General features: G+C 75.7%; 28 protein-coding genes. 16 read left to right on the top strand and 12 right to left on the bottom strand.

Annotated elements, in window-relative coordinates:
- Window positions 1-24 precede the first annotated feature (24 nt).
- The 4 genes from J1G43_RS13185 (at window position 25) to J1G43_RS13170 (ending at window position 3,761) form a co-directional block, all read left to right on the top strand.
- Entirely contained in the window at window positions 25-681 is a 657-nt protein-coding gene (locus tag J1G43_RS13185; protein ID WP_207340679.1) for a response regulator transcription factor, read from the top strand.
- Window positions 678-2,087, top strand: a complete 1,410-nt coding sequence (locus J1G43_RS13180) for a HAMP domain-containing sensor histidine kinase (protein WP_207340678.1) — start codon at window positions 678-680, stop codon at window positions 2,085-2,087. Before J1G43_RS13185 ends, J1G43_RS13180 begins: the two co-directional genes overlap by 4 nt.
- Before the next feature lie 91 nt (window positions 2,088-2,178).
- Entirely contained in the window at window positions 2,179-2,982 is an 804-nt protein-coding gene (locus tag J1G43_RS13175) for an alpha/beta fold hydrolase (RefSeq protein WP_207340677.1), read from the top strand.
- A gap of 29 nt (window positions 2,983-3,011) precedes the next feature.
- A complete protein-coding gene (locus J1G43_RS13170; RefSeq protein ID WP_207340676.1) occupies window positions 3,012-3,761 on the top strand; it encodes a triacylglycerol lipase in 750 nt (249 codons plus the stop codon).
- A gap of 43 nt (window positions 3,762-3,804) precedes the next feature.
- On the opposite strand, the gene J1G43_RS13165 is transcribed toward J1G43_RS13170, so the two are convergent.
- The 7 genes from J1G43_RS13165 to J1G43_RS13135 all read right to left on the bottom strand — a co-directional run bounded on the left by J1G43_RS13165 (window position 3,805) and on the right by J1G43_RS13135 (window position 9,619).
- A complete protein-coding gene (locus tag J1G43_RS13165; protein ID WP_207340817.1) occupies window positions 3,805-5,226 on the bottom strand; it encodes a DHA2 family efflux MFS transporter permease subunit in 1,422 nt (473 codons plus the stop codon).
- Window positions 5,227-5,499: 273 nt separating this feature from the next.
- Window positions 5,500-6,234, bottom strand: coding sequence for a 5'-methylthioadenosine/S-adenosylhomocysteine nucleosidase (gene mtnN, locus J1G43_RS13160; RefSeq protein ID WP_207370824.1), 735 nt, complete (start codon window positions 6,232-6,234; stop codon window positions 5,500-5,502).
- Window positions 6,231-6,683 (bottom strand): S-ribosylhomocysteine lyase, encoded by a 453-nt coding sequence (locus J1G43_RS13155; RefSeq protein ID WP_207340816.1) that lies wholly within the window; start codon window positions 6,681-6,683, stop codon window positions 6,231-6,233. Before J1G43_RS13155 ends, mtnN begins: the two co-directional genes overlap by 4 nt.
- Window positions 6,684-6,757: 74 nt before the next feature.
- The gene (locus J1G43_RS13150) at window positions 6,758-7,642 is read right to left on the bottom strand and encodes an NAD(P)H-hydrate dehydratase (protein WP_207340674.1); all 885 of its coding nucleotides are present in this window, start codon (window positions 7,640-7,642) and stop codon (window positions 6,758-6,760) included.
- Window positions 7,635-8,378, bottom strand: a complete 744-nt coding sequence (locus J1G43_RS13145; RefSeq protein ID WP_249670827.1) for a histidine phosphatase family protein — start codon at window positions 8,376-8,378, stop codon at window positions 7,635-7,637. The genes J1G43_RS13150 and J1G43_RS13145 overlap by 8 nt, the downstream gene beginning before the upstream one ends.
- On the bottom strand, window positions 8,375-8,614 hold the full coding sequence (locus tag J1G43_RS13140) for a hypothetical protein (RefSeq protein ID WP_207340673.1): 240 nt from the start codon (window positions 8,612-8,614) through the stop codon (window positions 8,375-8,377). Before J1G43_RS13140 ends, J1G43_RS13145 begins: the two co-directional genes overlap by 4 nt.
- 78 nt (window positions 8,615-8,692) lie before the next feature.
- Window positions 8,693-9,619 (bottom strand): DNA-3-methyladenine glycosylase, encoded by a 927-nt coding sequence (locus tag J1G43_RS13135; protein WP_249670828.1) that lies wholly within the window; start codon window positions 9,617-9,619, stop codon window positions 8,693-8,695.
- A gap of 184 nt (window positions 9,620-9,803) precedes the next feature.
- Here J1G43_RS13135 and J1G43_RS13130 point away from each other — a divergent pair, with 184 nt between their 5' ends.
- Window positions 9,804-10,145, top strand: a complete 342-nt coding sequence (locus J1G43_RS13130; RefSeq protein WP_207378616.1) for an STAS domain-containing protein — start codon at window positions 9,804-9,806, stop codon at window positions 10,143-10,145.
- 45 nt (window positions 10,146-10,190) lie between these two features.
- On the opposite strand, the gene J1G43_RS13125 is transcribed toward J1G43_RS13130, so the two are convergent.
- Window positions 10,191-10,565 carry an RNA-binding S4 domain-containing protein gene (locus tag J1G43_RS13125; RefSeq protein ID WP_207340670.1) on the bottom strand — a complete coding sequence of 125 codons (375 nt, stop codon included), beginning with the start codon at window positions 10,563-10,565 and terminating at the stop codon, window positions 10,191-10,193.
- Between the two features lie 181 nt (window positions 10,566-10,746).
- Here J1G43_RS13125 and J1G43_RS13120 point away from each other — a divergent pair, with 181 nt between their 5' ends.
- A complete protein-coding gene (locus tag J1G43_RS13120; RefSeq protein ID WP_207378615.1) occupies window positions 10,747-11,892 on the top strand; it encodes a cellulose binding domain-containing protein in 1,146 nt (381 codons plus the stop codon).
- Window positions 11,893-11,985: 93 nt separating this feature from the next.
- On the opposite strand, the gene pgi is transcribed toward J1G43_RS13120, so the two are convergent.
- Window positions 11,986-13,668, bottom strand: a complete 1,683-nt coding sequence (gene pgi / locus J1G43_RS13115; RefSeq protein ID WP_207370821.1) for a glucose-6-phosphate isomerase — start codon at window positions 13,666-13,668, stop codon at window positions 11,986-11,988.
- A 99-nt stretch (window positions 13,669-13,767) separates the two neighbouring features.
- Between pgi and J1G43_RS13110 the strand changes: the two genes are divergently transcribed.
- Window positions 13,768-14,088, top strand: coding sequence for a hypothetical protein (locus J1G43_RS13110; protein ID WP_207340667.1), 321 nt, complete (start codon window positions 13,768-13,770; stop codon window positions 14,086-14,088).
- 4 nt (window positions 14,089-14,092) lie between these two features.
- On the opposite strand, the gene J1G43_RS13105 is transcribed toward J1G43_RS13110, so the two are convergent.
- A complete protein-coding gene (locus J1G43_RS13105) occupies window positions 14,093-15,388 on the bottom strand; it encodes a pectate lyase (RefSeq protein WP_207340666.1) in 1,296 nt (431 codons plus the stop codon).
- Window positions 15,389-15,546: 158 nt separating this feature from the next.
- Between J1G43_RS13105 and J1G43_RS13100 the strand changes: the two genes are divergently transcribed.
- The 7 genes from J1G43_RS13100 to nagB all read left to right on the top strand — a co-directional run bounded on the left by J1G43_RS13100 (window position 15,547) and on the right by nagB (window position 22,996).
- Window positions 15,547-16,470: a PfkB family carbohydrate kinase gene (locus tag J1G43_RS13100; protein ID WP_207340665.1), complete on the top strand. Its 924-nt coding sequence runs from the start codon at window positions 15,547-15,549 to the stop codon at window positions 16,468-16,470.
- A gap of 143 nt (window positions 16,471-16,613) precedes the next feature.
- Complete coding sequence (locus J1G43_RS13095; RefSeq protein WP_207378614.1) at window positions 16,614-17,792, top strand: ROK family transcriptional regulator; 1,179 nt, start codon at window positions 16,614-16,616, stop codon at window positions 17,790-17,792.
- 125 nt (window positions 17,793-17,917) lie between these two features.
- Window positions 17,918-19,192: an extracellular solute-binding protein gene (locus tag J1G43_RS13090; protein WP_307859593.1), complete on the top strand. Its 1,275-nt coding sequence runs from the start codon at window positions 17,918-17,920 to the stop codon at window positions 19,190-19,192.
- Between the two features lie 68 nt (window positions 19,193-19,260).
- A complete protein-coding gene (locus J1G43_RS13085) occupies window positions 19,261-20,217 on the top strand; it encodes a carbohydrate ABC transporter permease (protein ID WP_207340663.1) in 957 nt (318 codons plus the stop codon).
- Window positions 20,214-21,131 (top strand): carbohydrate ABC transporter permease, encoded by a 918-nt coding sequence (locus J1G43_RS13080; protein WP_372434887.1) that lies wholly within the window; start codon window positions 20,214-20,216, stop codon window positions 21,129-21,131. Before J1G43_RS13085 ends, J1G43_RS13080 begins: the two co-directional genes overlap by 4 nt.
- A 36-nt stretch (window positions 21,132-21,167) precedes the next feature.
- Window positions 21,168-22,214: an ROK family protein gene (locus tag J1G43_RS13075; protein ID WP_307859592.1), complete on the top strand. Its 1,047-nt coding sequence runs from the start codon at window positions 21,168-21,170 to the stop codon at window positions 22,212-22,214.
- Window positions 22,214-22,996, top strand: coding sequence for a glucosamine-6-phosphate deaminase (gene nagB / locus J1G43_RS13070; RefSeq protein ID WP_207378612.1), 783 nt, complete (start codon window positions 22,214-22,216; stop codon window positions 22,994-22,996). Before J1G43_RS13075 ends, nagB begins: the two co-directional genes overlap by 1 nt.
- A gap of 121 nt (window positions 22,997-23,117) precedes the next feature.
- Here nagB and J1G43_RS13065 read toward each other — a convergent pair whose 3' ends face one another.
- Together J1G43_RS13065 and J1G43_RS13060 are read right to left on the bottom strand one after the other, a co-directional pair.
- Window positions 23,118-23,483 carry a GntR family transcriptional regulator gene (locus J1G43_RS13065; protein ID WP_207340660.1) on the bottom strand — a complete coding sequence of 122 codons (366 nt, stop codon included), beginning with the start codon at window positions 23,481-23,483 and terminating at the stop codon, window positions 23,118-23,120.
- The gene (locus J1G43_RS13060) at window positions 23,480-24,430 is read right to left on the bottom strand and encodes a hypothetical protein (RefSeq protein ID WP_207378611.1); all 951 of its coding nucleotides are present in this window, start codon (window positions 24,428-24,430) and stop codon (window positions 23,480-23,482) included. Before J1G43_RS13060 ends, J1G43_RS13065 begins: the two co-directional genes overlap by 4 nt.
- Window positions 24,431-24,584: 154 nt before the next feature.
- On the opposite strand from J1G43_RS13060, the gene J1G43_RS13055 reads away from it, so the two are divergent.
- Together J1G43_RS13055 and J1G43_RS13050 are read left to right on the top strand one after the other, a co-directional pair.
- Window positions 24,585-24,968 (top strand): DUF3039 domain-containing protein, encoded by a 384-nt coding sequence (locus tag J1G43_RS13055; protein ID WP_207340658.1) that lies wholly within the window; start codon window positions 24,585-24,587, stop codon window positions 24,966-24,968.
- On the top strand, window positions 24,965-26,770 hold the full coding sequence (locus J1G43_RS13050) for a DEAD/DEAH box helicase (RefSeq protein WP_207370817.1): 1,806 nt from the start codon (window positions 24,965-24,967) through the stop codon (window positions 26,768-26,770). Before J1G43_RS13055 ends, J1G43_RS13050 begins: the two co-directional genes overlap by 4 nt.
- Window positions 26,771-26,794: the final 24 nt, after the last annotated feature.

The following is a 26,794-nucleotide window of genomic DNA, read 5'->3' as shown; positions in this document are numbered from 1 at the left end:
CCCGGCGGGTGGGATGCTGCCGGGGTGCGGGTGCTGGTGGTCGACGACGAGGTGGGGCTCGTGCACGCCCTGCGCCGGGGCCTGACGGCCGAGGGCTTCGCCGTCGACGCCGCGCACGACGGCGCGACGGGTCTGGCGATGGCGGTCGACGGCGCGTACGACGTGCTGGTGGTCGACGTGATGCTGCCCCGGCGCAACGGCTACGAGGTCGTCACGGCGCTGCGCGCGCAGGACGTGTGGACGCCGGTCCTCATGCTCTCGGCCAAGGACGGCGAGCACGACGTGGCGGACGGGCTCGACGTCGGCGCCGACGACTACCTCACCAAGCCGTTCTCGTTCGTCGTGCTCGTGGCCCGGCTGCGGGCGCTGGTGCGCCGCCCGGTCGCACCGCGCCCGGCGGTGCTGCAGGCCGGCGCGCTGACGCTCGACCCTGCGTCGCGCGAGGTCACGCGGGACGGCCGCCCGGTCGGGCTCACCGTGCGGGAGACGGCCCTGCTGGAGTACCTGCTGCGGCACGCCGACCGGGTCGTCGGCAAGATCGAGCTGCTCGACCACGTGTTCGACACCGGCGGCGAGGACCCGAACGTCGTCGAGGTGTACGTCGGCTACCTGCGCCGCAAGCTCGGCCGCGACGCGGTCACCACGGTGCGCGGTGCCGGGTACCGGGTCGGTGGCGCGTGACCGGTCCCGGGGCGGGTGCGTCGCGCACCGGGCCGCGCGGGCCGCGCCGTCGCGCCCTGTCGCTGCGGGCGCGCCTGACGCTCGTCGCCACGCTCGCCGTCGCGGTGGTCCTGGTCGCCGGCGCCCTGGCGCTCTCGGCAGCCCTGGGCACCGCGCGCACCGCCGCGCTCGACGACGTCGTCCGCGAGCGCTCGCAGACGCTCGCCGCGCTCGTCGCGGACGACCGTGTGCCGGACGCGCTGCCCGTCCGGCAGCCCGGAGAGGTGGCGCAGCTGCTCGACGCGTCGGGGCGTGTGCTGGCGACGTCCGCGACCGCCTCCCGCACCCTGCCGGTGGTCGACCCCGCGACCCTCGCCGCCTGGCGCGAGCGCGCGGGCGACGACGTGCTCGTGGTGGGCACGGACGCCGGTGCCTACGACGAGGTCGCCCGCGCCGCGGTGCGGGCGGTGACCTGGCGGGGCGAGCCCGCCACGCTCGTCACCACCGTCCCGGCGACCGACGTCCAGGGCGTGCTGCGCGCCCTGCGGGTCGCGCTGCTGCTGGTGGTGCCGGTGCTGACCGTGGGGTTCGCGGTGGTGCTGTGGACCGTGCTGGGACGCGCCCTGGCCCCCGTCGAGCAGCTGCGCGCCGCGGCCGACCGGGTCGCGCTCGCGGGCGGGCCCGGAGCCCTGCCCGTCCCACCCGTCGACGACGAGCTCGCGGCGCTCGCGCGCACCCTGAACTCGATGCTCGACCGGCTCGAGGTCGCCGCCGCCCGTCAGCGCACCTTCGTCGCGGACGCGGCGCACGAGCTGCGCTCGCCGGTCGCGGCGGCGCGGGCGGCGGTCGAGGTCGCCGCCGCTCACCCCGGTGCGTACCCCGTCGACGACCTCGTCGCGGACCTGACCCCGCAGGTCGCCCGGATGCAGACGCTCGTGGACGACCTGCTGGTGCTGGCGCGCGTGGGTGCGTCGGACGCCCCGCGCGAGCCGGTCGACCTGGCGGCCGTGGCGGCGGACGTCGCGGCGGGCCTCGCGACCGCGGCCCGGGAGCGGGACGTCCGGGTGGACGTGCACGGGGCGGGCACCGCGACCGCCACCGTCGAGGGGGCCACCCGCGTGCTGCGCAACCTCGTCGCGAACGCCGTGCGGCACGCCCGCAGCCGGGTCACCGTGACGGTCGCGCCCGGCCCCGGCGTCGTCCGTGTCCTGGTCGACGACGACGGCACGGGCATCGCGCCGGCCGACCGCGAGCGGGTGTTCGAGCGGTTCGTGCGGCTCGACGAGGCGCGTGAGCGTGACGCCGGTGGTGCGGGCCTCGGCCTGGCGATCGCCCGCGAGGTGGCGCGCGACCTGGGCGGCGACGTGCGGGTGGCGGACGCCCCGGGGGCGGGCACGCGGACGGTCCTGGAGCTCCCGGCGGGCTGACGCCGGGTGCCGCCCTGACCTGCGCGGGTGGTCGGCGCGTGCGACGATCCCGGGGCGCGCCCGCACCGGGCGTCGTACGACGGGAGGACGCATGCCGCTGACGGTCGGCCGGGCCCACGCACCCACGGCGACGACGTGCCGGGTCGACAGGATGCGGATCGACGGGCTCGCGCTGCGCACCCGCACGCTGCGCGACGCGATGGTGGACGAGCTGCCGGAGCGGGACCGGCTCGACGTCGTGCTCGTGCACGGGCTGGGGGCCTCGTCGGCGACGTTCGACCCGCTCGCGCGGCGGCTCGCACGCGCCGGGACCGTGCACCTGCTCGACCTGCCGGGCTTCGGGCGCGTCCCGCGCCCCCGCACCGACGTCGGTGTGGCGGACCTGGCCCGGCTCGTCACGCGCTGGGCCGGGCGCACCGGGATCGAGGGCGCCACCTGGGTCGGGCACTCCATGGGCGCGCAGGTCGTGGTCGAGGCGGTCGCCACGACGCCCGCCGTCGCGTCCCACGCGGTGCTCGTCGGCCCCACCGTCGACGACGACGCCCCCACCGCCACCGAGCAGATGCTGCGTCTGGTGGCCGGCAACGTCTTCGAGCCGGTGCGGGCGCAGGCGCTGCTGGCGCGTACCTACGCCGAGTGCGGACCCCGCTGGTACCTCGCGGTGCTGCGGCACATGCTGCAGCACCCCGTCGCCGAGCGGCTCCGGCAGGTCGACGCGCCCGTGCTCGTCGTGCGGGGCGAGCACGACAGGGTCGCACCGCCCGGGTGGACGGCTCGGCTCGCGTCCGCGGCGCCGCGCGGCACGCACGTGACGGTCCCCGGGGCGTCGCACGCCGCGATGTACCCCCGCGCCGACGAGGTCGCGGACCTCGTGCTGGAGCACGTCGCGCGATGACGGACGGGCCGGCTGCGAGGACGGTGCCGGTGCGACCGGCCCGGCTGCGGGCGGCCGGGCGGGCGGCCGCGGAGGTGTGGCACCGGCTGCGCCAGGGGGTGGCCTGGGTCCGGGACTACGCGTGGATCGTCCGCGCGCAGGCGCGGGCGGTGCTCGCCGCACCGCTGCCGGACTCCCTGGCGGCGGGCGACCGCACGCCCGTCCTGCTGCTGCCCGGGATCTACGAGACGTGGCCGGTGATGACGTCGCTGGCGCGGGCCCTGCACGCCGCGGGGCACCCCGTGCACACGGTCCCGGCGCTCGGGCTCAACCTGCGGCCGCTGGGGGCCTCGATGCCGCTCGTGGTGGAGCGGCTGGAGGCCCTGGGGCTCACTCGCGTCGTGCTGGTGGCGCACTCCAAGGGCGGGCTGATCGGCAAGATGGTGCTCGCCGACGAGCACGCCGGCCCGCGGGTCGCGGGGCTGGTGGCCGTCAACACCCCGTTCGCCGGCTCGGTGTACGCGCGGTGGTTCCCGGTGCGTCCGGTGCGGGCGCTGTCGCCCCTCGACGTGCACCTGCTCGCCCTGGCCCGGGACGTCGCGGCGCACGCGCGGATCTGGTCGATCTTCGCGCGGTTCGACCCGCACGTCCCCGGCGGCAGCGAGCTCGCGGGCGCGGTCAACGTCCGCCTGCCGCTCGACGGGCACTTCCGCCCGCTCGGCGACCCTCTCCTGCACGCCGCGGTGCTGGACGCGGTCACGCACCTCGCCGACGGTGCCGGGCCCTCGCCCGGTCCCTGACCGGGCGGCGCCCGGTGCGTGCGCCGCGGGGTGCCGGCGGGTGTCAGTGGTGGCCGGCGACGGCGGCACCGGCCGGTGCCGAGCGCACGGCGAGCGCACCCGCGATCGCGGGCAGCGTCAGCACGGCGCCCACGAGGAACGCCGCGTGCACACCCTCCGCGGTCGCGACGAGCGCGGACGCGCCGTCGGCCGCCCGGTCCGCCGCCACCGCCGACAGGACCGTGACGAACACGGCGGTGCCGGCCGCGCCCGCGACCTGCTGCACGGTGCCGATGATCGCGCTGCCGTGGGAGTAGCGGTCGGCGCTGACGGCCCCGAGCGCCGACGTGAACAGCGGCGTGAACACCAGCGCCAGCCCTGCGGACATCGTCAGGTGCGCCGCGACCAGGAGCCAGGGCTGCGTCTGCTCGCCGAGCAGCAGCGCCATGCCCCACGTGGCCGTGCTGACCAGCACGGTGCCCGGCAGCAGCAGGGGACGCGCGCCGACCCGGTCGTACGCGCGCCCGACCAGCGGGGCGAGCAGCCCCATGAGGAGCCCGCCGGGCAGCAGCATGAGCCCGGTGCGCAGGGTGTCGAGGCCGAGCACGTCCTGCGCGTAGATGGGCAGCATGATGATGACGCCGAACAGGGCCATCATCATGATCGCCATCAGCCCGACCGACACGGCGAACGTCCGGGAGCGGAACACCCGCAGGTCCAGCAGGGCGTCGTCCGTGCGCTGCAGCCGCAGCTGGCGTGCGACGAAGAGGGTGAGCCCCGCGGCCCCGGCGACCAGCGCGGCCGCGGTGGCGGGCTGCAGCCCGCCGGCGACGACCTCGCCGACCCGTGACATGCCCAGCACCAGGCCGCCGAACGCGACGGCCGACAGGACCACGGAGACCACGTCGACCCGTGCGTGCCGCGGCTGCGTGACGTCCGGCAGCCGCAGCGCGCCCAGGGCCAGCGCGGCCAGCGCGACGGGCAGCACCAGACCGAACATCCACCGCCAGTCCAGCACCGACAGGATCAGGCCGGAGAGGGTCGGGCCCACGGCGGGGGCGACGGAGATGACGATCGAGATGTTGCCCATCGTGCGCCCGCGGGAGGCCGGCGGGGTCACGGTCATGACGGTCGTCATGAGCAGCGGCAGCATCACCGCGGTGCCGGTGGCCTGCACGACGCGCCCCACGAGCAGCATCTCGAACCCGGGGGAGAGCGCGCACACCAGCGTGCCGAGCGAGAACAGGCCCATCGCCGTGAGGAACGCGCCCCGGGTCGTGGTGCGCTGCAGGAAGAAGCCGGTCACGGGGATGACCACGGCCATCGTCAGCAGGAACCCGGTCGTCAGCCACTGCGCGGTGCCCGCGGTGATCGCGAGGTCGTCCATGAGCCGCGGCAGCGCGACGCCCATGATCGTCTCGTTGAGGATGACGACGAACGTCGAGACCAGCAGCAGCGCGACCGCGAGCCGGTCGCGGGGTGACATCGCGACCGGGACGCCGTCGGGGCCCGTGGGTGCGGCGGTCGCCGGCTGCGTGGCCGCGGTGGGCCCCGTGGGCGGCGCGACGGGCGGAGCGGTCCTGTCGGTCACGAGGTCGCCTGTCGGTTCGGGCCGGTGCGGGGCGCGGCGGTGGACGGACGGCCGCCGGGCGCAGCAGTCGTGCGCCAGCAGTCTCCGGTGCCAACCGCGCACCGGTCGACGACATTCCGGGACAGACCTACCGACCGTGGACGCGGCGCGAAGTCGTCGGGCGTCCCGTCAGCCCGTGACGAGCGCCGCGTCCAGCAGGCCGAGCACCACGACCGCGGACCGCTCGGCCGCGTCGTCGACGTGCGCGTCGAAGTCGACCCCGGCGATCGGCCCGCACAGGTCGGAGATGCCGCGGACGGACAGGAACGGCACCCCGGCGAGGTGCGCCGTGTGCGCGAGGGCCGTGGACTCCATGTCGCAGGCCAGCGCGTCGGGGAAGGCGTGGCGCAGCGGGACCACGCGCTCGGCGTCCACGAAGACGTCGCTCGACAGGATGGTGCCGGTGCGGACCGTCAGGCCGTCCGTGGCGACACCGGCTGCCGCGGCGAGCAGGCCCGGGTCGGCGTCGAAGCGTGCCGGCATGCCGGGCACCTGCCCCAGCGCGTACCCGAACACGCGGGCGTCGGCAGCCCCGTACACGGTCGTGGCACCGACGACGACGTCGCCGACGCGCACGTCGAGCCCCATGCCCCCGGCCGAGCCGGCGCTGAGCACGACGCGCGCCCCCGACCCGTGCAGCGCGAGCGTCGCGGCCGAGGCGGCGTTGACCAGGCCGATGCCGCAGGTCACGAGCATCACCCGCGGACCGCCGAGGTCCAGCACGCGGCGCCGCGCGCCCGCGACCTCCACCTCGTCGCCCACGGCGGTCGCACGCTCGAGGAAGGGGGAGGCCTCCACCCCCATCGCGGTCACGACGACCGCGTCGACGAGCACGCCGGGCGCGGCCGAGAGCCCGTCGCTCACGCGGTCACCGTGCTCCACGCGTCGCGCTGCGCGAGGAACGCGCGGGCCACGTCCTGCGCACCGGTCAGCGTGTGGTGCGCGCCCCAGCCGCACTGCACCTCGTTGGCCGCGGGGACCTCGGTCGCGTGCAGGACGTCCTCGAGGGTCGCGGCGACCAGGTCCTGCACCTCCTGGTCCGTCCAGCGGCCCTCGAGCATCAGGTAGAAGCCCGTCTGGCAGCCCATGGGGGAGAAGTCCAGGACCCGGTCCGAGTGGTTGCGCGAGTGCTCGGCGAACAGGTGCTCGAGGGAGTGCACGGCGTCCATCTCGAGGTGCGCCACGTTGGGCTGCGTGAACCGCACGTCGAACTTGGACAGGACGTCCCCGTGGGGGAGCTCCTTGAGGTCCGCGAGCCGGATGTACGGCGCGGCGACGGTGCGGTGGTCCAGGTTGAACGACTCGACGTTCATGCGCGGTGTGTCCACGCCACCAGTGTGCGGTACCGCGGGCCCGTCCGGGCGTCGCGTCCGCGGAGCGGGAGCGCTCAGCGCGAGCGCAGCTCGACGAGCACCCGGGGGAGCTCGGCCAGCAGCTCGCTCGCCAGGTACCCGTGCGGCCCGACGGACGCGGCCAGCCGGTCACCGGCGACGCCGTGCGCGGCGACCCCGAAGCACGCGGCCTGTGCGGGCGGCGCCCCTCGCGCGAGCAGCCCGCCCACGGCGCCGGCCAGGACGTCGCCGCTGCCGGACGTGCCCAGGCCCGAGTAGCCCGTCGACGAGCGCCAGCGGCGGCCGCGGGGCTCGGCGACGACCCCCGCGCACGCCACGACGACGTCGTACGCGTCCGCGAGGCGGGCGGCGACCGGCACGTCGGCGTCGTCGCGACCCTCGTCGGTCGTGTCCGCGTCCTGTCCGAGCAGCCGCCCGGCCTCGGTCGTGTTGGGCGTCAGGACGGTCCGCCCGCGCAGCGCCCCGTGCAGGTCCCGCGCGTCGCGCAGCACGCCGAGGGCGAACGCGTCCAGCACCAGGGACGTCGTGGCAGGGGCCGCGGCGACCACCGCGCGCAGCAGCGCGAGGGTCCCGTCCGGCTCGTCGAGGCCCGGCCCGACGACGACGACGTCGGCGCGCTGCAGCTCGCCGTCGAGCTCGTCACCCGGGCCGGTGACCGACCCGGTGCGTCCCTCGGGCAGCCCCACGACCCCGGCCTCCGGGACCGCCACGGCCAGCGGCCCGGCCACGGAGGCCGCGACGCCCAGCGACAGCCGCCCGGCGCCGACCCGCAGCGCGGCCACGCCGGCGAGCAGCACCGCGCCGGGCGTGGCGCGCGCGCCGCCGAGCACGAGCACGCCGCCGCGCGCGTCCTTGCCGCCCGTCGGCTCGGGCAGGGGGTGCTCCCGCAGCAGCGCGGGGGTCAGCACGAGGTCATCCACCGGTGTCCGCCGTCCCTTCGTGCTCCGTGATCGGGGCGTCCAGCTCCGCGAGGTGCTCGACCTCGTCGAACGCCGTCAGCAGCCAGGCGTCGTCGGCCCGGTCCAGGCGCGTCAGCGACGCGTTGCGCACGCTGCGCTCCCGGATGATCGTCATCAGCTCGTCCTCGGTCAGCTCCTCCAGGACGTACCGCAGGAGCATGACGACCGCGTCGTGCACCACGACGAGGACCCGCCGCCCGGCGTCGCGCGGCTGCAGGTCCCCGAGGGCGGACCGCACGCGCAACGCGACGTCCGCCCAGGACTCGCCGCCGGGCGGGCGGTGGTACATCTTGCCGAGGTGGTGCCGACGCTCGGCCTCCAGCGGGTGCAGCTCCTGCACGCCGCGCCACGTGAGGCGGTCGAGCACGCCCAGCTCACGGTCGCGCAGCCGCTCGTCGAGCCGGACCGGGAGGTCGAGTCCCGCCACCTCCATCGCCAGCTCCGCGGTCTGCCGGGCGCGCACGTACGGCGAGCACCACACCACGTCGGGCCGCTCGTCGGCCGGCAGGTCCGCGAGCCACGTCCCGAGTGCCCGCGCCTGCTCGCGCCCCCGCTCGGACAGCGGGGTGTCCGCGTCGCGCGTCGCCACGTCGACCCGCAGCGCGCGCTCGCGCTCGGCCCGCGTGGCCGCGATGTTGCCGACGCTCTCGCCGTGGCGCACCAGCACCAGGCACGTGGGCACCGCGAGCGGCGTCACCGGCCGTCGCGCTCCTCGATCGCGGGCAGGATCGTCGTCGGGATCGCGAAGGCCAGACCGAACGCGAGGATGCCCGCCGTCACGAGCCACGGCCCGGTGGTCGCGTCGCCGTCGAACCCGAAGGCGAGGAGCGCGAACGACCCGACGAACAGCAGGAGGCACAGCAGCCCGGTCGCCGCGCGCGACGGGTCCTCCGGGGGTGCGTCGGTCGGGCGGGCGGTGTCGTCGTGCGGCATGGCTCCTCCTGCGGTCGGACGCGGTGAACGGCCAGTATCCCCGGCCTGCCGCACCGCGGCACGTCCGGCCACGGCACGTCAGCGCATCGGCAGCGCGCGCGGCCCGCGGGGGCCGTACGCCGGCATCCGTCCCAGGTGGGCGAGCTGCAGCAGGACCAGGACGCGCTGGCGGTGCCCCTGCCACGGAGCCAGCAGGTGCAGCATCCCCGCGTCGTCGACCCGCCGCCCGGTGAGGGCCCAGCCGACCAGGTGCGGCAGGTGGGCGTCGCCCACGGGCACGGCGTCGGGGTCGCCGAGCGCGCGGGACGTCACCTCCGCCGTCGTCCACGGGCCGATGCCGGGCACGGTCCGCAGGCGCCGCGCGAGCTCGGGCGGGTCGAGGTCGGCCCGCATCGCGTGCGCGACGGCGGCGGCCCGGCGCACGGTGTCGGAGCGCTGCGCGTCGACCCCGGCGCGGCGCCACTCCCACACCGGCAGCGTCCGCCACACGGCAGGCGGCGGCGCCACCCGCAGGCCGGCAGGCGCTGGACCGGGCGCCGGCGACCCGTGCCGCGCGACGAGCCGGCGCCACGAGGCCTGCGCGTCGACCCCGACGACGCGCTGCTCCAGCACGGCCGTCACGACGGTCGACCACACGTCGCCGCTGCGGGCGAGCCGGACGCCGGCGTGCGTGCGGTGGGCGCGCGCGACCACCGGGTGCAGCCCGGCCGCGAACCCCGTCGGGTCGTCGAGCAGCCCGAGCAGGGCAGGAGCCTCGGTGAGCACGGCGGACGCGCCCGGTCCCCAGGCGTCGGCCCGCACGCCACCGGGCACGGGGCACAGCCGCAGGGTGGCCGCCCCCGGGCCGCGGCGCGTCGCGTGCCACACGGCGCCCGGCGTCGTCGCCCACGTCGGGTCGCCCGGCCCGCGCCGCAGCCGGCCGACCGTGCGGCGCACGTCGAGGCCCGGTGGGCAGGCCACGACGACGTGGGTGTCGCCCGTCGCGAGGCCCGGGCCCGTGGTCACGTCCCCAGGATGCACCCGGACGCACAGCACCCGACGCACAGCAGCCGGACGCACCGCACCCGGACGCCGGTCCGGCCACCGCCTGCGTGGTCACGGCCGCGTCCGCCACCCCTGCGACCCGCCGGTCGCAGGGCCACTCCCGCTACGGGTGCCGGATGTCCGTGGCGTGGGGCACACCCGCCCGATGAACGGGCGGCCGGGGTCGGAGGGGCGCCTCGACGTGCACGCCGAGGGCCCCGTGCTGCGGGTCGTGCTGACGGGGGCCGTCGACCTGGTGGTGCGGGAGCGTGACGCGCCGGCGCTGTGGCGGGCGCTGGACGCGCCCGGGGTCCACGACGTGCAGGTCGACGCCTCCGGCGTGACGTTCCTCGACTCCACGGGGCTGTCCGTCCTGGTGCGCCTCGCGCGCGACGCGGCCGAGCGCGGCCTGCCCCTGCGGATGGCCGCGGTCAGCCCGCGCGTCGCCGACCTGCTGGAGCAGACCGGGGTCGGCGACTGGATGGCGACCCTCGCCGACGTGCACTGAGCGCGCGTGCCGCCGACGGCTCGGTGCCGGCTCAGTGCCGCCGGCTCAGTGCCCGCGCAGCCGCTCGATGGCCCGGCGCTCACGCTTGGTGGGGCGGCCCGCGCCGCGGTCACGCTCCCCGGCGACCGCCACCTGCGTGCGCGGCGGCGGCACGGGGGAGCGGTCGAGGTACGAGGCCTGCGCGACCTCCGCGGACACGCGCTTGACCAGGAGCCGTTGCACGACGACGAGACGCTCGCGCGCGCCGCCCCGCACCTGCACCTCGTCGCCCGGCACCACCTGCGTCGCCGGCTTGGCCCGGTCGCCGTTGACGCGCACGTGGCCCGCCCGGCACGCGGCGGCCGCGGCGGACCGGGTGGGGAACAGCCGCACCGCCCACGTCCAGGCGTCGACACGTACGCGACCCTGCGGCTCGGGCACGCTGCCACCTCCCTGCCGGCACGTCGCCGGTCCCGACATCAGCCTGCCACGCGCGGGCTGCGGACGTCGCACCGCGGCGAAACGCTTCGACGCCCTCCTCGGGCACCACCGGGACGGCAGGCTCGACGCACCCACCGGCACCCGCCCGCGGCGGGGGCGTCCAGCGTCGAAGGAGCCGACCATGGTCCACCACCCCCTGCGTCGCGTCGGAGCGGCGCTGCTGGGACTCGCCCTGCTCCTGCCGGCCGGTGCGCTGGCCACCGCTCCTGCGGCACGCGCGGCGCAGGAGCCCGTGCGCGTCATGGCCCTGGGCGACTCGATCACGGGGTCGCCCGGGTGCTGGCGCGCGCTCCTGCACCGCGACCTCACGGCCGCCGGGCACCGTGTGGACATGGTGGGCACCCTGCCGCCGCAGGGCTGCGGCTTCGCGCACGACGGCGACAACGAGGGTCACGGCGGCGCGCTGGTGACGGACGTCGCCGCGTCGGGCGAGGCGGCCCGCTGGTTCGCCGCGACACGGCCCCAGGTCGTCCTCATGCACTTCGCCACCAACGACGTCTGGAGCAACCGGAGCACCCAGCAGGTCCTCGACGCGTGGACGACGCTCGTCACCCAGATGCGTGCCGTGGACCCGCAGGTCGTGGTCGTGGTCGCGCAGATCGTCCCCGTCGCGCCGCCGACCTGCGGCGACTGCCCGGCACGGACCCGCGCGCTGAACGCGGCCGTGCCCGACTGGGCGGCCGTGACGTCCACCGCGGCGTCGCCCGTCCTCGTCGTCGACCACGCGACGGGCTGGGACCCCGCCCGCGACACGTCCGACGGCGTCCACCCGAACGACGCCGGCACGGCGCGGATGGCCGCGACCTGGCTCCCGGCGGCGGAGCGTGCCCTGGCCCTCGTCGAGGGCGGGAGCCCCGCGCCCACCGTGAGCCCGACGCCCGCGCCCACGGTGAGCCCGACGCCGAGCCCGACGCCGACCCCGGCCACGACGCCGCGCCCCGACGTGACCCGGACGCCCACCCCGGCTCCGGGTTCCCCCGGGTGCACCGCGACCTACGCCGTGACGAGCGCGTGGCCGGGCGGGTTCGTGGCCTCGGTGCGCGTCACCGCCACGGGTTCCGTCGCGTCGAGCGGGTGGGAGGTCACGGTCGAGCTACCCGGTGGCCGGGTCGCCCACGTGTGGAGCGCGACGGCGTCCGGCACGTCGCCCGTGACCTTCCGGGAGGCGGCCTGGAACGGCGCGCTCGCGCCGGGGGCGTCCACCGACCTCGGCTTCCAGGGCACGGGCAGCGGCGCGCCCGGCGCGGTCACGTGCACGGCGCGGTGACCGCCTGAGGCGACGTGGCGCCGTGGACGCGACGACGGGCCGCGGCCCCCGGGTGGGGAGCCGCGGCCCGTCGTCGGACCGCCCGAGCGGCTGTCAGCGCCGCAGCTCGAGGTACCGGGCGATCAGCGCGCGCGTGGACGCGTCCTGCGCGTCGAGGGCCGCGGCGTCACCCTGCACGGCCGGGGCGATCTCCGTCGCGAGCTTCTTGCCCAGCTCGACGCCCCACTGGTCGAAGGAGTCGATGCCCCACACGACGCCCTGCGCGAAGGTGATGTGCTCGTACAGCGCGATGAGCTGCCCCACGACGGACGGGGTCAGGGCGGGCGCCAGGATCGACGTGGTCGGCCGGTTCCCCGAGAACACGCGGGCGGCGACGATCTCCTCGGGCGTGCCCTCGGCGCGGACCTCGTCGGCGGTCTTGCCGAACGCGAGCGCCTTGGTCTGGGCGAAGAAGTTGGCCAGGAACAGCCCGTGCACGTCGGTGCCGCCGTCGCTCAGCGGGTAGGCGGGGTTGGCCACCGCGATGAAGTCGGCGGGGATCAGCCGCGTGCCCTGGTGGATGAGCTGGTAGAACGCGTGCTGGCCGTTGGTGCCGGGCTCGCCCCAGAAGACCTCGCCGGTCTGCGTGGTGACGGGTGTGCCGTCCCAGCGCACGGACTTGCCGTTGGACTCCATGGTGAGCTGCTGCAGGTAGGCCGGGAAGCGGTGCAGCTGCTGGGCGTACGGCAGCACGGCGTGCGTGTGCGCGCCGAGGAAGTTGACGTACCAGACGTTCAGCAGGCCCATGAGGAACGGCACGTTCTGCGCCACGGGGGTGGTGCGCGTGTGCTCGTCGACGGCGTGGAAGCCCTCGAGCAGCTCGCCGAACGCGTCGGGGCCGATCGCGATGGCCAGCGACGTCCCGATCGCGGAGTCGACGGAGTAGCGCCCGCCGACCCAGTCCCAGAACCCGAACGCGTTGGCGGGGTCGATGCCGAAGTCGGCGACCTTGTCCAGGGCGGTCGACACGGCGACGAAGTGGTTCGCCACCGCGCGGCGACGGTCCTCGTCCGTGTCCTCGATGCGGCCCTCGCCGATCAGCCGGTCCCACAGCCACTGGCGGGCCAGGCGCGCGTTCGTCAGCGTCTCGAGGGTCGTGAAGGTCTTGGACGCGACGATGAACAGCGTCGTGGTCGGGTCGAGGTCCGCGGTCTTCTGCGCGAGGTCCGTGGGGTCGATGTTGGAGACGAACCGCACCTCCAGCCCGTCCGCGACGTACGGCTCGAGGGCCTCGTAGACCATGACGGGGCCCAGGTCGGACCCGCCGATCCCGATGTTGACCACCGTGCGCACGGCCTCGCCGGTGACGCCGGTCCACTCGCCCGAGCGCACCTTCTCCGCGAACGCGAAGACCTCGCCCAGGACGGCCTGCACGTCGTCGTCCACCTGCTGCCCGTCGACCACGAGCGGCGGCTCGGCGTCGGCCGGGCGCCGCAGGGCGGTGTGCAGCACGGCGCGGTCCTCGGTGACGTTGATGTGCTCGCCGGCCAGCATGGCCGTGAAGCGGTCGGTGAGCCGCACCTCGTCGGCGAGGCGTGCCAGCAGCGCCAGCGTCTCGTCCGTGACGAGGTTCTTCGACAGGTCGACCGTGAGGTCCGCGAGCTGCAGCGTCATGCGCTGCGCACGCTCCGGGTCGTCGGCGAACCAGGCGCGCAGGTCGGGCCGCAGCGTGCTCTCGTGCTCCGAGAGGTCCTGCCAGGCGCTCGTGGTCGTCGGGTCGATGGGCGGCGTGGGCACGTGGGTCTCCCTCGGGGTGGGCGTGGTCTCCCGCCCACCGTAGGGCCGTGGGGGTGCAGCCCGCACGGGACGTCCGGTGGACCGGGCTAGCGTGGGCGCATGCCCCGCCTCCCCGTCGCACCGCTCGCCGCCGTCGGTCTGGTCGTCGCCTTCGCCGTCGCGCAGGGCACCGGCGTGCGCGGGCTCGGGGGTGCGGTGCTGCTCGTGGTGGCCGCGGTGTGCCTGCGGCTCGCGGTGCCGCGGGCCGGTTGGTGGCGGGCGCTCGTCGTCGTGGCGGTCGGGCTGGGGGTGTTCGTCGCGTCCCACGTCGCGACCGACGTCCTCGGGCCGTGGCCCGCCGTGCTGACGGCCGCGGTCGTGCTCGGTGCGACGGCCTGGGGGCTCGTCGACCGGGCACGGCCGCGGGTCGCCGTGCGCTGACGCGTCAGCGGTAGGTGATGCTCGAGCTGCTGTAGCCGCAGGCCCCGGACGGGCCGGAGCCGATCTTCGACGGCTCGCCCGACGTGACCCCGCGGTACTCCTCGCAGATCACGATCTTGCGGGACGGGTCGTTGACGATCGTCACGCCCGAGATGGTGGCCCTGTCGCCGTAGTTGGAGTTGATCCCCACGAGCGACTTGCCCGGCGCGGTGACCTGCACGTTCTCGATGACGACGGTCCGTGCGTACTGCGTGGAGCAGTTGCCGCACGAGCGGTAGAGCTTGCCGAAGTCGGACACCTGGAAGTTCGTGATGACGAACCGGCCGGGCCCGTTGTGCTGGAACACCTTGTCCGACGCGGACCTCGCACCACCGCCGTTGACGGTCATGACCTGCGAGGCGTTCGAGCCCTTGAGGGTCGCGGCGTCCTCGCCGACGTCCTCCCACCAGACGTTCTCGAGCGTGCAGGTGCCGGTGCAGTGGACGCCGTCGCCGGCGCCCGTGCCGATGATGACGTTGCGGAGCACCGCGCCGTCGGAGAGCTGGAAGATCGGCGGCTGCGACTCGTCCTGGTCGCCCGACGAGATCCCGTAGTACCGCACGTTGCGGCCGTCGAGGGTGCCGCTGACCTTGATGGTCGCGGAGACCTTCTGCTGGCCGGACGCCGAGGGCCAGGAGCCCGACCCGCCGGACGGCGGGGGTGTCGTGGGCTGCTGCGTCGGCTGCTGCGTGGGCGCGGTGCCCGCCCCGACCTTCACGAGCTGCCACTGCTGGTTGTACTGGTTGTTGTCGGTGAGCTGCGTGATGCTCGCACCGTCCGCGGTCGAGCGGTCGGTGACGGTCACGAGCTTGCCGGAGTGGCGGTTGTGCAGGCGCACGTAGGCGCCGCTCGCGGAGTCGATGAGCTTGAACTGCTGGTTGTACCCGTCGAGGTCGGAGTACTGGTGGAACGGGGCGCGGTCGGCGGTCGACCACTGCCACAGGTCGAGGACCTTGCCGGAGTGCCGCGACCTCAGCCGGTACCAGCCCGACCCGGAGTCGACGAACTGCCACTGCTGCCAGGCCCCGTCGTTGCGGGGCCACTGCTGGATGGCCGCACCGTCGGCCGTGGACGTGCCGGTGACGTCCATGACCTTGCCGCTCTGGCGGTTCACCAGGACGTACCAGGCGTTGGTGTCGACGCTCGCAGCGCTCGCGCCGACGGCCGTGGCGAGGCCGAGGGTGCCGCCGAGGGCGAGCGTGAGGGCGGCGGCGAGTGCGACGCGGAACGGGCGTCGGGCCGCCGGTGGTCTGCGGGACATGTCCCTGCCTCTCGTGGGGGAAGCGCTTACGCGGGCTCAGCGAACCACGCCGGACATCTCCGGCGAATCCCCCGGGGCGGCTGTGAAACGTTACGTGGTGGGGCCGCAGGTCCGGCTCGCGGCGCGGCGGTGCTGGGCGCGCCTGGGAGGATGCCCGCATGCCTGCCCGCCTCGTCTGCTGCGGCCTGACCACGCTCGACGTCACCCAGGTGGTGGACCGCCTGCCCGGTGCGGACGAGAAGGTCGTCGCCGACGGCCTCGACGTGACGTTCGGCGGTCCCGCGGCCAACGCCGCCGCGGTCGCTGCCGGCCTCGGGGTGCCCACGACGCTGGTCACGGCGATCGGCTCCGGGGCGCTCGCGGACGTGGCCCGTGCCGGCCTGGCCGCTGCGGGCGTCGACGTCGTCGACCTCGTGCCGGACGTGGCGGGCGTGCTGCCGGTGTCCACGGTGCTGGTGACGCGCGCGACGGGGGAGCGGGCGGTGGTGTCGGTGAACGGCGCGCGCGTCCCGCGGCTGCCGACCCCCGGCGCGGACGTGGTCACCGGCGCCGGCGCCCTGCTCGTGGACGGGCACCACGCGGGCGCCGCCGCGGTGCTGGCGGGCGCGGCCCGCGACGCGGGCGTCCCCGTGCTCCTGGACGGCGGGAGCTGGAAGCCGTCGACGCCCGAGCTGCTGGCCGTCGTCGACCTGGCGGTGCTGTCGGCGGACTTCGCCGTGCCCGGCCGGGCGGTGCGCGACGAGCGGGCGGTGGACGCGCTGCTGGACGAGGTCGCCGCGCAGGGGCCGCGGTTCGTCGCGCGCAGCGCCGGGGCGGGGCCGGTCCGGGTGCGCCGTGCCGCTGCCGACGGGCCGCCCGTGCGGTCCTGGGTGGCGCCCGTCGCGGTGCCGCCCGGCGAGGTCGTGGACACGCTCGGTGCCGGCGACGTGCTGCACGGCGCGATGGCCGCGGCGCTCGCGCGCGGTGCCGACCCCCTGGACGCACTGGGGGAGGGCGTCCGCCGGGCGACGACGTCCGTCCGGCACCCGGGCGCCCGGGGCTGGCTGGCCGCCCTGGCCGAGGGTGGTCCTGCGGCCGGTTGAGCACAGGGCGGTCCCCGCGTTCCGAGCCGCGTTCCGGGCGCCGCCGCGGGCCGTGAGACGCCCGTGTGAACCAGCGGTCACGATGTGATCACGGTCACAGGGGAGCCTTGACCGGGATTTGTAAGGAAGGTCTACTAACAAACATGTCGACGACCACGGGACGCACGACCGGCCGCCCGCCCGGGCCGGTGCGGCGCGAGCTGCGGCCCACCGCCAAGGTGCTCCCCGAGCACGCCCGGGCCCACAACCGGTCCCTGGTGCTCGGGCACCTCTTCCACGCCGGCCCCTCGTCGCGCGCCGACATCGCCCGCAGCACCGGCCTCACGCGCGTCACCGTGTCGGACCTGGTCGCCGACCTGCTCGCCGACGGGCTGGTGGGGGACCTGGGTGTGCGCACGGAAGGTCGCGTCGGCAAGCCGGCCACGCTCGTCGGCCTGCGCTCGGCCGACCACCACGTGGTCGTGCTCGACCTCACCGACGACGAGACCGTCCGTGGCGCCGTGATGACGCTCGAGGGGCAGGTCGTGGCGCGGGACCACGTGCCGACGGCCGGTGCCACGGGCGCGGCCGCCGTCGCCCTCGTCGAGGAGCTCGGGCGCAGGCTCGTCGCGGCCGCCACCGCGCCCGTGCTCGGTGTGGGGATCGCCTCCCCGGGGGTCGTGGACGACGCGGGCCGCGTCCTGGAGGCGCCCAACCGCGGGTGGTACGACGTGCCGCTCGCCTCCCGGCTGACGGCCGTGCTCGGTGCCCCGGTGCACGTCGCCAACGACGCCGACACCCGCGCGCTGGGGGAGTACACGTTCGGCGGCGCCGACGCCAACGCCATGGTCGTCACCGTCGGGCAGGGTGTCGGGGCGGGGATGCTCGTCGACGGTGCGCTGGTACGCGGACGTGGGCACGCTGCCGGCGAGATCGGGCACGTCACCGTCATCGACGCGGACACCCCGGGCGAGGCGCCGCTGCCCTGCGCGTGCGGGCGCGCCGGCTGCCTGGAGACCGTGCTGAGCGCGCCCGCGCTGCGTCGCCGCACCTCCGGCGCGAGCGCCCAGGACGCGGACGAGGCGCTGGCCGCCGCCGGGCGGACGCTGGGCCGCACCCTCGCGCCCGTCGTCAGCGCACTCAACCTCGCCGAGGTCCTGCTCTCCGGCCCCGTCGACCTGCTCGACGGGCCGTTGCGCGCGGCGGCCACCACGACGTTGCGCGAGCGCACCATCCCCGCGGTCGGTCACGACCTCGGGGTCCGCATGGCAGCACTGGACGAGGACGCGGCGCTCGCGGGCGCCTGCGTGCTCGTCCTGTCCGGCCGGCTCGGGATCACGTGACGATCCGGAGCGGCCGGAGCCGGCCCGGGGTCACGTGACGACCCCGGGCCGAGCGTCCAGCAGGTCGGCACCACCCACCGGCGACGTCGCGCGACGGTCGCCTCGCACCTGGGAGGAACAACGACGTGAAGATCCTACGTACCGGCGCCGCCGGCCTGGCGGCAGCCCTCGTCCTGACGGCGTGCTCCGGCGGCGGTGACAGCGGGACCGACGACGCGTCCGGCGCCGAGGCCGCCGAGATCCGCGTCTGGCTCGTCGGGAGCGACACCCCCGACGAGGCGCGCGAGTACCTCACGTCGACGTTCGAGGAGGAGAACCCCGGCTCGACGCTCACCATCGAGGAGCAGTCCTGGACCGGCCTCGTCGACAAGCTGACGACCGCGCTGTCGTCGTCCGACTCGCCCGACGTCGTCGAGGTCGGCAACACGCAGGCCGCCACGTTCACGTCCGCCGGGTACTTCGCGCCGCTCGACGACATCGCCGAGGACCTCGGTGGCGACGACCTGCTGCCCGGCTTCGTCAAGGCCGGCACGTGGGAGGGCACGTTCTACGCCGCCCCGTACTACGCGGGCTCGCGCATCGTGTTCTACAGCGACCAGGTCCTGGGCGGGGCGGCGCTGCCGACCACGCTCGAGGAGTACGTCGAGACGGCCAAGTCCCTGAGGACCGCCGACCACTCCGGTGTCTGGTTCCCCGGGCAGGACTGGTACAACGCGCTGCCGTTCGTCTGGGAGAACGGCGGCTTCATCGCCGAGCCCCGTGACGACGGCACGTGGGAGGCCGGGTTCTCCTCCGAGGGTGGCATCAAGGGCCTCGAGCAGGTCCAGGACCTCATGGTCAACGCCTCGAACGCGCCCAAGGACGGCGACGAGTCCGAGCTGCAGATCCCGTTCTGCGCCGGGCAGACGACGTTCCTGTCCGCCCCGAACTGGATCCGGTGGTCCATCCAGGCCCCGGCCGACGCCGAGGCACCCGGGTGCGCCGACACGTTCGGTGCCGACCTGCACGCCTTCCCGCTGCCCGGCGCGACCGCGGGCGAGACCGCCAAGGTCTTCGCCGGCGGGTCGAACATCGCGGTCGCGACGAAGTCGCAGAACGTCGACCTGGCGAAGAAGGCCCTGACGATCCTGCTGTCCGACGAGTACCAGACGATCCTCGCCGAGAACTCGATGATCCCGGCCAAGAAGTCGCTCGTCCCGGCCCTGCCGGACGACGAGTTCACGCTCGCGTCCGCCACCGCGGCGGCCAACGCCGAGCTGACCCCGGCGACGCCGAGGTGGGGCGACGTCGAGGCGCAGAAGGTCGTCCAGGACGCCCTCGTGCAGATCGCGCAGGGCGGTGACGTCGAGACGATCGCGACCGAGCTCGACGCGCAGATCGAGTCCATCCTCAACGGCTGACCCGGCGTCACCGGTCGGGTCCGCGCCTCGCGTGCGGGCCCGGCCGGGTCACCGCAGGAGGGACCCCCATGAGCTCCACCGTGCTGCGGCCCGCGCCGCCCGGCGCCGCGCCGCCGCCCCGCGCGACCCGCGCGACCACCCCCGCGCGGCTCCTGCCCTGGGTGCTGCTGGCCCCCAGCCTCGCCGTGCTCGTCGTCGTCACCGGCTACCCGCTGGTCCGCATGCTCTGGCTGTCCGTGCACGAGTACGAGCGCGCCCAGCTGCTCGGCGTGCCGGCGCCGTTCGTGGGTCTCGACAACTACGCCGCCACGCTGACCGACGAACGGTTCTGGGCCGTCACGGCCCGCAGCTTCGTCTTCATGCTCGTGTGCGTCGTCGCGACCATCACGGCCGGCACGCTGGTGGCCCTGCTGCTCATGCGGCTCGGCCGGGTGATGCGCCTCGTGCTGTCGGTCGCGCTGCTGCTGGCCTGGGCGATGCCACCGCTGGCCGCGATGCTCGTCTGGGGGTGGATCTTCGACACCCGGTACGGCGTCGTCAACCACCTGCTGACGTCGGTGACCGGCGAGAGCTGGATGGGCCACTCGTGGCTCATCTCCCCGCTGTCCTTCTTCGCGGTCGCGGCCCTGGTCATCGTGTGGGGGGCGATCCCCTTCGTGGCGTTCACGCTCTACGCGGGGTTCACGCAGGTCCCCCGCGAGGTGCTCGAGGCCGCACAGCTCGACGGCGCCGACGGCCGGCAGCGGTTCCTCGACGTGCAGGTCCCGTACGTGCGGACCATCTACGTCGTGCTGATCGTGCTGTCGATGATCTGGGACCTGAAGGTCTTCACGCAGATCTTCGTCCTGCAGGGCATCGGCGGCGTGACGTCCGAGACGAGCACGCTCGGCGTCTACATCTACGAGATGGGCATGGCCCAGGGCCACTACGGGGCCGCGAGCGCCATCGCCGTCATCTTCACCGTCCTCATGCTCGCCATCTCCGCGTACTACGTGCGTGCGACGGTCAAGGAGGAGCAGCTGTGAGCCTGGCACCCGCCGGCACCGTGCCGGTCGCTGCACCCGCACCACCGGCCGCGGGTGTCGTCCGCCGCCGTCCGGCCCGCCGCCGGGCGGCGTCCGTCGGCTGGGGCGTGGTCGCCGCCCTGCTCGCCGCGGCCTTCGTGTTCCCGGTCTACTGGATGGTCAACACGTCGTTCCTGCCGACCGACCGCATCATCGGGCCGGAGCTGCACCTGTGGCCGGACGAGCCGACGCTGCGCAACTACGACACCGCGATGTTCCACCAGGAGCGCTCGCCCTTCGTGCCGGCGCTCGGCAACTCGCTGCAGGTGACGTTCCTCGTGCTCGTCGCCGCGATGGTCCTGGCGTTCTTCGCGTCGCTGGCCGTCACACGCTTCCGGTTCCGGGGGCGGGCGGCCTTCGTGCTGTCGATCCTGGTGATCCAGATGGTCCCGGGCGAGGCGATGATGATCTCGGTGTTCCAGATGGTCGACTCCTGGCGGCTGCTGAACACCGTGGTCGCGCTCGGCGTCGTGTACCTCGCGGGCGTCCTGCCCTTCACGATCTGGACGTTGCGCGGGTTCGTCAACGGGGTGCCCGTCGAGCTCGAGGAGGCCGCGATGATCGACGGCTGCTCCCGCCCGCGCGCGTTCTGGAAGGTGACGTTCCCGCTGCTCGCGCCCGGTCTCGTGGCCACCGGCGTGTTCGCGTTCCTGCAGGCGTGGAACGAGTTCATGATGGCCCTGATCATCATGACCCGGCCCGAGTCCATGACGCTGCCCGTGTGGCTGCGCACGTTCCAGCAGGCCACCAAGGCGACGGACTGGGGGGCGCTCATGGCCGGCTCGGTGCTGGTCGCGATCCCCGTCGTCATCTTCTTCCTCCTCGTGCAGGGGCGCATGACCGGAGGCCTGGTGTCCGGAGCGGTCAAGGGCTGAGCCATGGACGCCACGACCCCGGGGGGGAACCCTGTCGTGCCCACGCACGCCCGCACCACACCCGTCGACCCGACCGCCCCTGACGTCACGCCTGCCGGTGCGACCGGCGCCCTCGTACCCGCCGGCGGCACCCCGACCGACGCCGGCCGGGCGGGCTGGGCGGTGGGCGTCGACGTCGGCGGCACCAAGGTGCTCGCCGTCCTGCTCGCCGCCGACGGCGCGGTCGTCGCCACGCACCGGGTGCCGACCGTGCCCGGGCCCGACGGGCTGGTCGCCGCCGTGCGGACCTGCGTGGAGACGCTCACCGCGGAGCAGGGACTGCCGCTCGCCGCGCTGAGCGGGGTCGGGGTGGGGGTGCCGGGTGTGGTCGACCCCGTGACGGGCACGGTCGAGCACGCCGTCAACGTGGGCGTCGAGCGCCCCTTCGGGCTGGCATCGGCCGTGGCGGCGGCGCTGGCCGGCCAGGTGCCGGTCCGGGTCGAGAACGACCTCAACGCCGCGGTCGTCGGCGCCGCCCACACGGTCGACGCGGTGCCCGCACCGCGCGATCTCGCCTTCCTCGCGCTGGGCACCGGCGTGGCCGCCGGTCTGATGCTCGACGGGGCGCTGCGGCGCGGCGCCCGTCGGGCGGCCGGTGAGGTCGGGCACCTGACGCTCGTGCCTGACGGCCTGCCGTGCGGGTGCGGGCAGCGGGGGTGCGTCGAGCAGTACGCGTCGGGCAGCGCCGTGGACGTGGCGTGGCCCTCGACGGACGGGCGGCCCGCGCCGCTCGCGCTGTTCGCGGCGGCCGCCGCGGGCGACCCGCGCGCCGTGGCGGTCCGCGACCGGTTCGCGTGGGCGGTCGCCGGTGCCGTGCGCATCCTGGTGCTGACGTGCGACGTCGACCACGTGGTCCTGGGCGGTGGGGTGAGCGGTGTGGGTGATCCGCTGCTGGACGCGGTGCGCGTCGAGCTGGGGAGGGAGGCCGCGGCGTCGCCGTTCCTGGCGTCGCTGCGACTGGCCGAGCGTGTGCACCTGGCACCACGGGACGTGCCCGTGGGTGCCGTGGGGGCCGCGCTCGTGGGACGAGGGGAGGTCGTCTGATGGAGGTGGTCGTCGCACCCGCGCCCGAGCTGGCGCGGCTGGCCGCGGACGCCGTGGGCAGGCTGCTCACGGAGCGGCCCGACGCCGTGCTGGGCCTGGCCACCGGGTCGAGCCCGCTGGCCGTGTACGACGAGCTCGCCCGGCGGCACGCGGAGCACGGCCTGTCGTTCGCGCGCGCGCAGGCGTTCCTGCTCGACGAGTACGTCGGGCTGCCGGCGGACCACCCGCAGCGGTACCGCCACGTCATCGACGCCGAGCTGGTCTCGCGCGTCGACCTGCCGCCCGACGCGGTCCACGGCCCCGACGGGCTGGCCGAGGACCTCCCCGCGGCGTGCGCCGCGTACGAGGCCGCGATCGCCGACGCGGGCGGCGTCGACCTGCAGCTGCTGGGCATCGGCACCGACGGGCACGTCGCGTTCAACGAGCCGGGATCGTCGCTGGGCTCGCGCACGCGGATCAAGACGCTGACGCGCCAGACGCGCGAGGACAACGCCCGGTTCTTCGACGGCGACGCCGACGCGGTCCCCACGCACTGCCTCACCCAGGGCCTCGCGACGATCATGGCGGCACGGCACCTGGTGCTGCTCGCGCAGGGGGAGGGGAAGGCCGAGGCCGTGCAGCAGCTGGTCGAGGGCCCGGTCAGCGCCCTGTGGCCTGCCACCGTGCTGCAGCTGCACCCGCACGTGAGCGTCCTGGTCGACGAGGCGGCCGCGAGCCGGCTGCGGCTGCTGGACCACTACCGCGAGACGTGGGCGAGCAAGCCCGCGTGGCAGGGGCTGTAGCCCACGCCTCCCTGGCTCGCGCGCATCGGTCCGCGTGCCTCCGGTCCGCGTGCCTCCGGTCCGCGTGTCCCGGCGTCGTCGGCCTCGACGGTCGCCCGTCGTGGCCGTCGCCCGGGCGGCCTCAGGTCAGCAGGGCGCCGCGCACGAGGTCGAGCGCCTCGTCCGGGCTGAGGCCGGCGGCCCGCGCGGCCCGCACGTAGGCCGCGGCGGCCTCGCGCGCGCCGACGGTCGCCGGGGCCGCGTCGGCCGCCACGACGGTCCCCGTGCGGCGCCGCGTCACCACGACGCCGGCGAGCTCCAGCTCCCGGAACGCGCGGGCGACCGTCCCGGGTGCGACGCCCAGGTCGGTGGCCAGCGCGCGGATCGTGGGCAGCCGGTCGCCCGGCCGCAGGCGGCCTGCGGCGACGTGCGCGACGACCTGGGTGCGCAGCTGCTCGTAGACCGGGACCCCGGAGCCCAGGTCCACCTCGATCCGCGGGGCACTCATCCGGTGACCCGGGCGTCGAGCCGGACGGCGACGCGCGGCTGCGCCGCACGGGAGGAGCGCAGCAGCGCGGTCGCGGCGAGCAGGAGCGTGGTGAGCCCCACCACCGGCGCGGCGGCGATGGCCGCGGTGCCGAGCGCAGCGGCGACGGGCTGCACGACCTCGATCGACACGCCGTCGACCGCGTACGTGGCGTGCGCGGCGGACCGCACCGCCTTGCCCGTGGCCAGCAGGACGGCGGCGAGCGTCCCGCCGACGACCAGCTGCACGCCCGCGACGACCCGCGCCCCGGACACGCGGCGCAGCAGGGCGTCGTCGTCCGTCGACACCCCGGCGACCGCCGGGCGCGCCGCCACCAGGTGCAGCACGCCCCACGTGGCGACCGCCAGCAGCACGGTGGCGGCGGCGAGGGGCACCGCGTAGGGAGCTCCGGGGTACGGCCCGGCGGCGGTCGACACCAGGGCGTCCGGCTGCAGCACGACGGTCCGGCCGTCGGGTCCGGCGGTCACGCCGGTGGCGAGCAGGGTCCCCAGCAGCAGGGCGGTCCACGTGAGCAGCGCCACCACCGTCCAGCGGGGCGCGACGTCGCGCGCGGTGCGGCGGGTCAGCGCCGCGCCGCGGACGGTCCCCCGGGGCGCCGGCCACGTGCGCTCGCCGACCGCCGCCACGAGCAGGAACGCCAGGCCGGCGACCGCGGGGACGCAGCCCAGGGCGACCCCGGCCCCTGGTCCGTCGGGTACCGCGCCGGGCAGCAGCACGGCCACGGCCGACAGGACGGCCCACGCCACGAGCGCCACGGTCGCGGCGTGCCGCCGGGCACGGTCGTACGCGGCGGGCGTGACGACCACCTCGCCGACGGCCGAGGTGGCCGCACGCGCGGCGACGACCGCGACCAGGCAGGCCACGAGGGCCGCCACGGCGAGGGAGAGGAGCAGCACGGGCAGGTTCACGACGGCCTCCGCGACGATGTCAATGTGTTCATAGATTGACACAAAACAGGGGAGTGGTTCCAGACCCGGTCGCGCCGGGTGGGGGCTCCTCCCGGTCCGGCTCGACCCGTCGTGCCGCCGCGGGGCTGTCCGACCCCCGACGTACGATGGCCCCATGAGTGAGCCGACCCCGCCGACCGGACCCGACGACCCGTTCGGACCCCAGGGCGGCACCTCGGTCCTCGAGCGTGCCGAGACGACCGAGCAGGTCGAGCCCGGTGATCACGAGCGCTTCGCGCACTACGTGCGCAAGGAGAAGATCATGGAGTCCGCGATGACCGGCAAGCCGGTCATCGCGCTGTGCGGCAAGGTCTGGGTGCCCGGTCGCGACCCGAACAAGTTCCCCGTGTGCCCCATCTGCAAAGAGGTGTACGACGGCCTCCGCGAGCCGCAGGACGGCGACGGCGGCTCGGACGGGGGAGGCGGCGGAGGCCGCGGGTTCTTCGGCTTCGGCCGTGGCAAGGGCTCCGGCTCCGGCTCCGGCGCGGGCGGCGCGTGAGCGCGGCCCGTCGGTCCGTCGCCCCTGTCTCCACCCCCCAGCACCCCTCGACGGCGGCAGCGCAGCAGCTGCCGCCGGCGTTCCCCGCGCGTGCGCCGTGGGGGGCCGCGGGGAGCCTGCGGGCCTGGCAGGCGCAGGCGATCGACCTGTACCGCGAGCGTGCGCCGCGCGACTTCCTCGCCGTCGCGACGCCCGGCGCCGGCAAGACGACCTTCGCGCTGCGGATCGCCACGGAGCTGCTCGCGTCGGGTGCCGTCCGGCGCGTGACCGTGGTCGCCCCGACCGAGCACCTCAAGAAGCAGTGGGCGGACGCGGCCGCGCGCGTCGGCATCCGCCTGGACCCGCGGTTCTCCAACGCCCAGGGGCGGCACGGTGCCGGCTACGACGGCGTCGCGGTGACGTACGCGCAGGTGGCGAGCAAGCCCGCGCTGCACGCGGCACGCACCACCGCCGAGCGCACGCTGGTCATCCTCGACGAGGTGCACCACGGCGGTGACGCCCTGTCCTGGGGCGACGCGGTGCGCGAGGCGTTCGAGGGGGCCACGCGCCGGCTCGCGCTGACGGGCACGCCGTTCCGCTCGGACACCGCCGCGATCCCGTTCGTCACGTACGCGCCCGACGCGCAGGGCATCCGCCGCTCGGTCGCCGACTACACCTACGCGTACGGCGACGCGCTGCGCGACCACGTCGTGCGTCCCGTGATCTTCCTGTCGTACTCGGGATCGATGCGCTGGCGCACCAAGGCGGGCGACGAGATCGCCGCGCGCCTGGGCGAGCCGCTGACCAAGGACATGACGTCCCAGGCCTGGCGCACCGCGCTGGACCCCGACGGCGAGTGGATCCCCTCGGTCCTGGCGGCGGCCGACCGCCGGCTGACGGAGGTGCGCCGCACCGTCCCGGACGCCGGGGCGATGGTGATCGCGACGGACCAGACCGACGCCCGCGCCTACGCCGGGCACCTCGCCCGCCTCACGGGGCAGTCGCCGACCGTGGTGCTGTCCGACGACGCGGGGGCGAGCGACCGTATCGAGGAGTTCTCGGCGAGCGACTCCCGCTGGCTCGTGGCCGTGCGCATGGTCTCCGAGGGCGTCGACGTCCCCCGGCTGTCCGTGGGCGTCTACGCGACGAGCACCGCGACCCCGCTGTTCTTCGCCCAGGCGGTCGGCCGGTTCGTGCGGGCGCGCAAGCGCGGCGAGACGGCGTCGGTGTTCCTGCCGAGCGTGCCGCAGCTGCTGGAGCTCGCCGCCTCCCTCGAGGTCGAGCGGGACCACGCGCTCGACAAGCCGACCGACGGCTCCGAGGACCCCGAGGGGGACCTGCTCGCCCTCGCGGAGCGCGCGGAGAAGGCCTCCGACGCGGTCGGCGCGGACGGTGTCGCCGGCTCGTTCCAGGCGCTCGAGGCGCAGGCCTCGTTCGACCGGGTGCTGTTCGACGGCGGCGAGTTCGGCACGGGCGCCGAGGTGGGCTCCGACGAGGAGCTGGACTTCCTCGGCCTGCCGGGCCTGCTCGACGCGGACCAGGTGACGACGCTGCTGCGGCAGCGCCAGGCCGACCAGCAGGGGGCGCGTCGTGCGCGCTCCCAGCCCGAGCCGGAGGTCATGGACCACCGCAAGCAGGCCGAGCTGCGCAAGGAGCTCGCGCAGCTGGTCGGCGCGTGGGCGCGGCGCAGCGGGCAGCCGCACGCGACGGTCCACGCCGAGCTGCGTCGCCGGTGCGGGGGTCCGGAGGTCGCGCTGGCCGCGCCGGACCAGCTCGAGGCCCGCATCGCGATGGTCCGTGGGTGGTTCGTCGGCAAGCGCTGACGGTCCGTCGCGCATCGGGACGGC

Origin of the sequence: Cellulomonas sp. zg-ZUI22 (genome assembly GCF_017353535.1) — a bacterium.
Classification (GTDB): domain Bacteria; phylum Actinomycetota; class Actinomycetes; order Actinomycetales; family Cellulomonadaceae; genus Cellulomonas; species Cellulomonas wangleii.
Note: the sequence above shows the minus strand (reverse complement) of the source record. Positions and strands in the feature narration are given on the sequence as shown.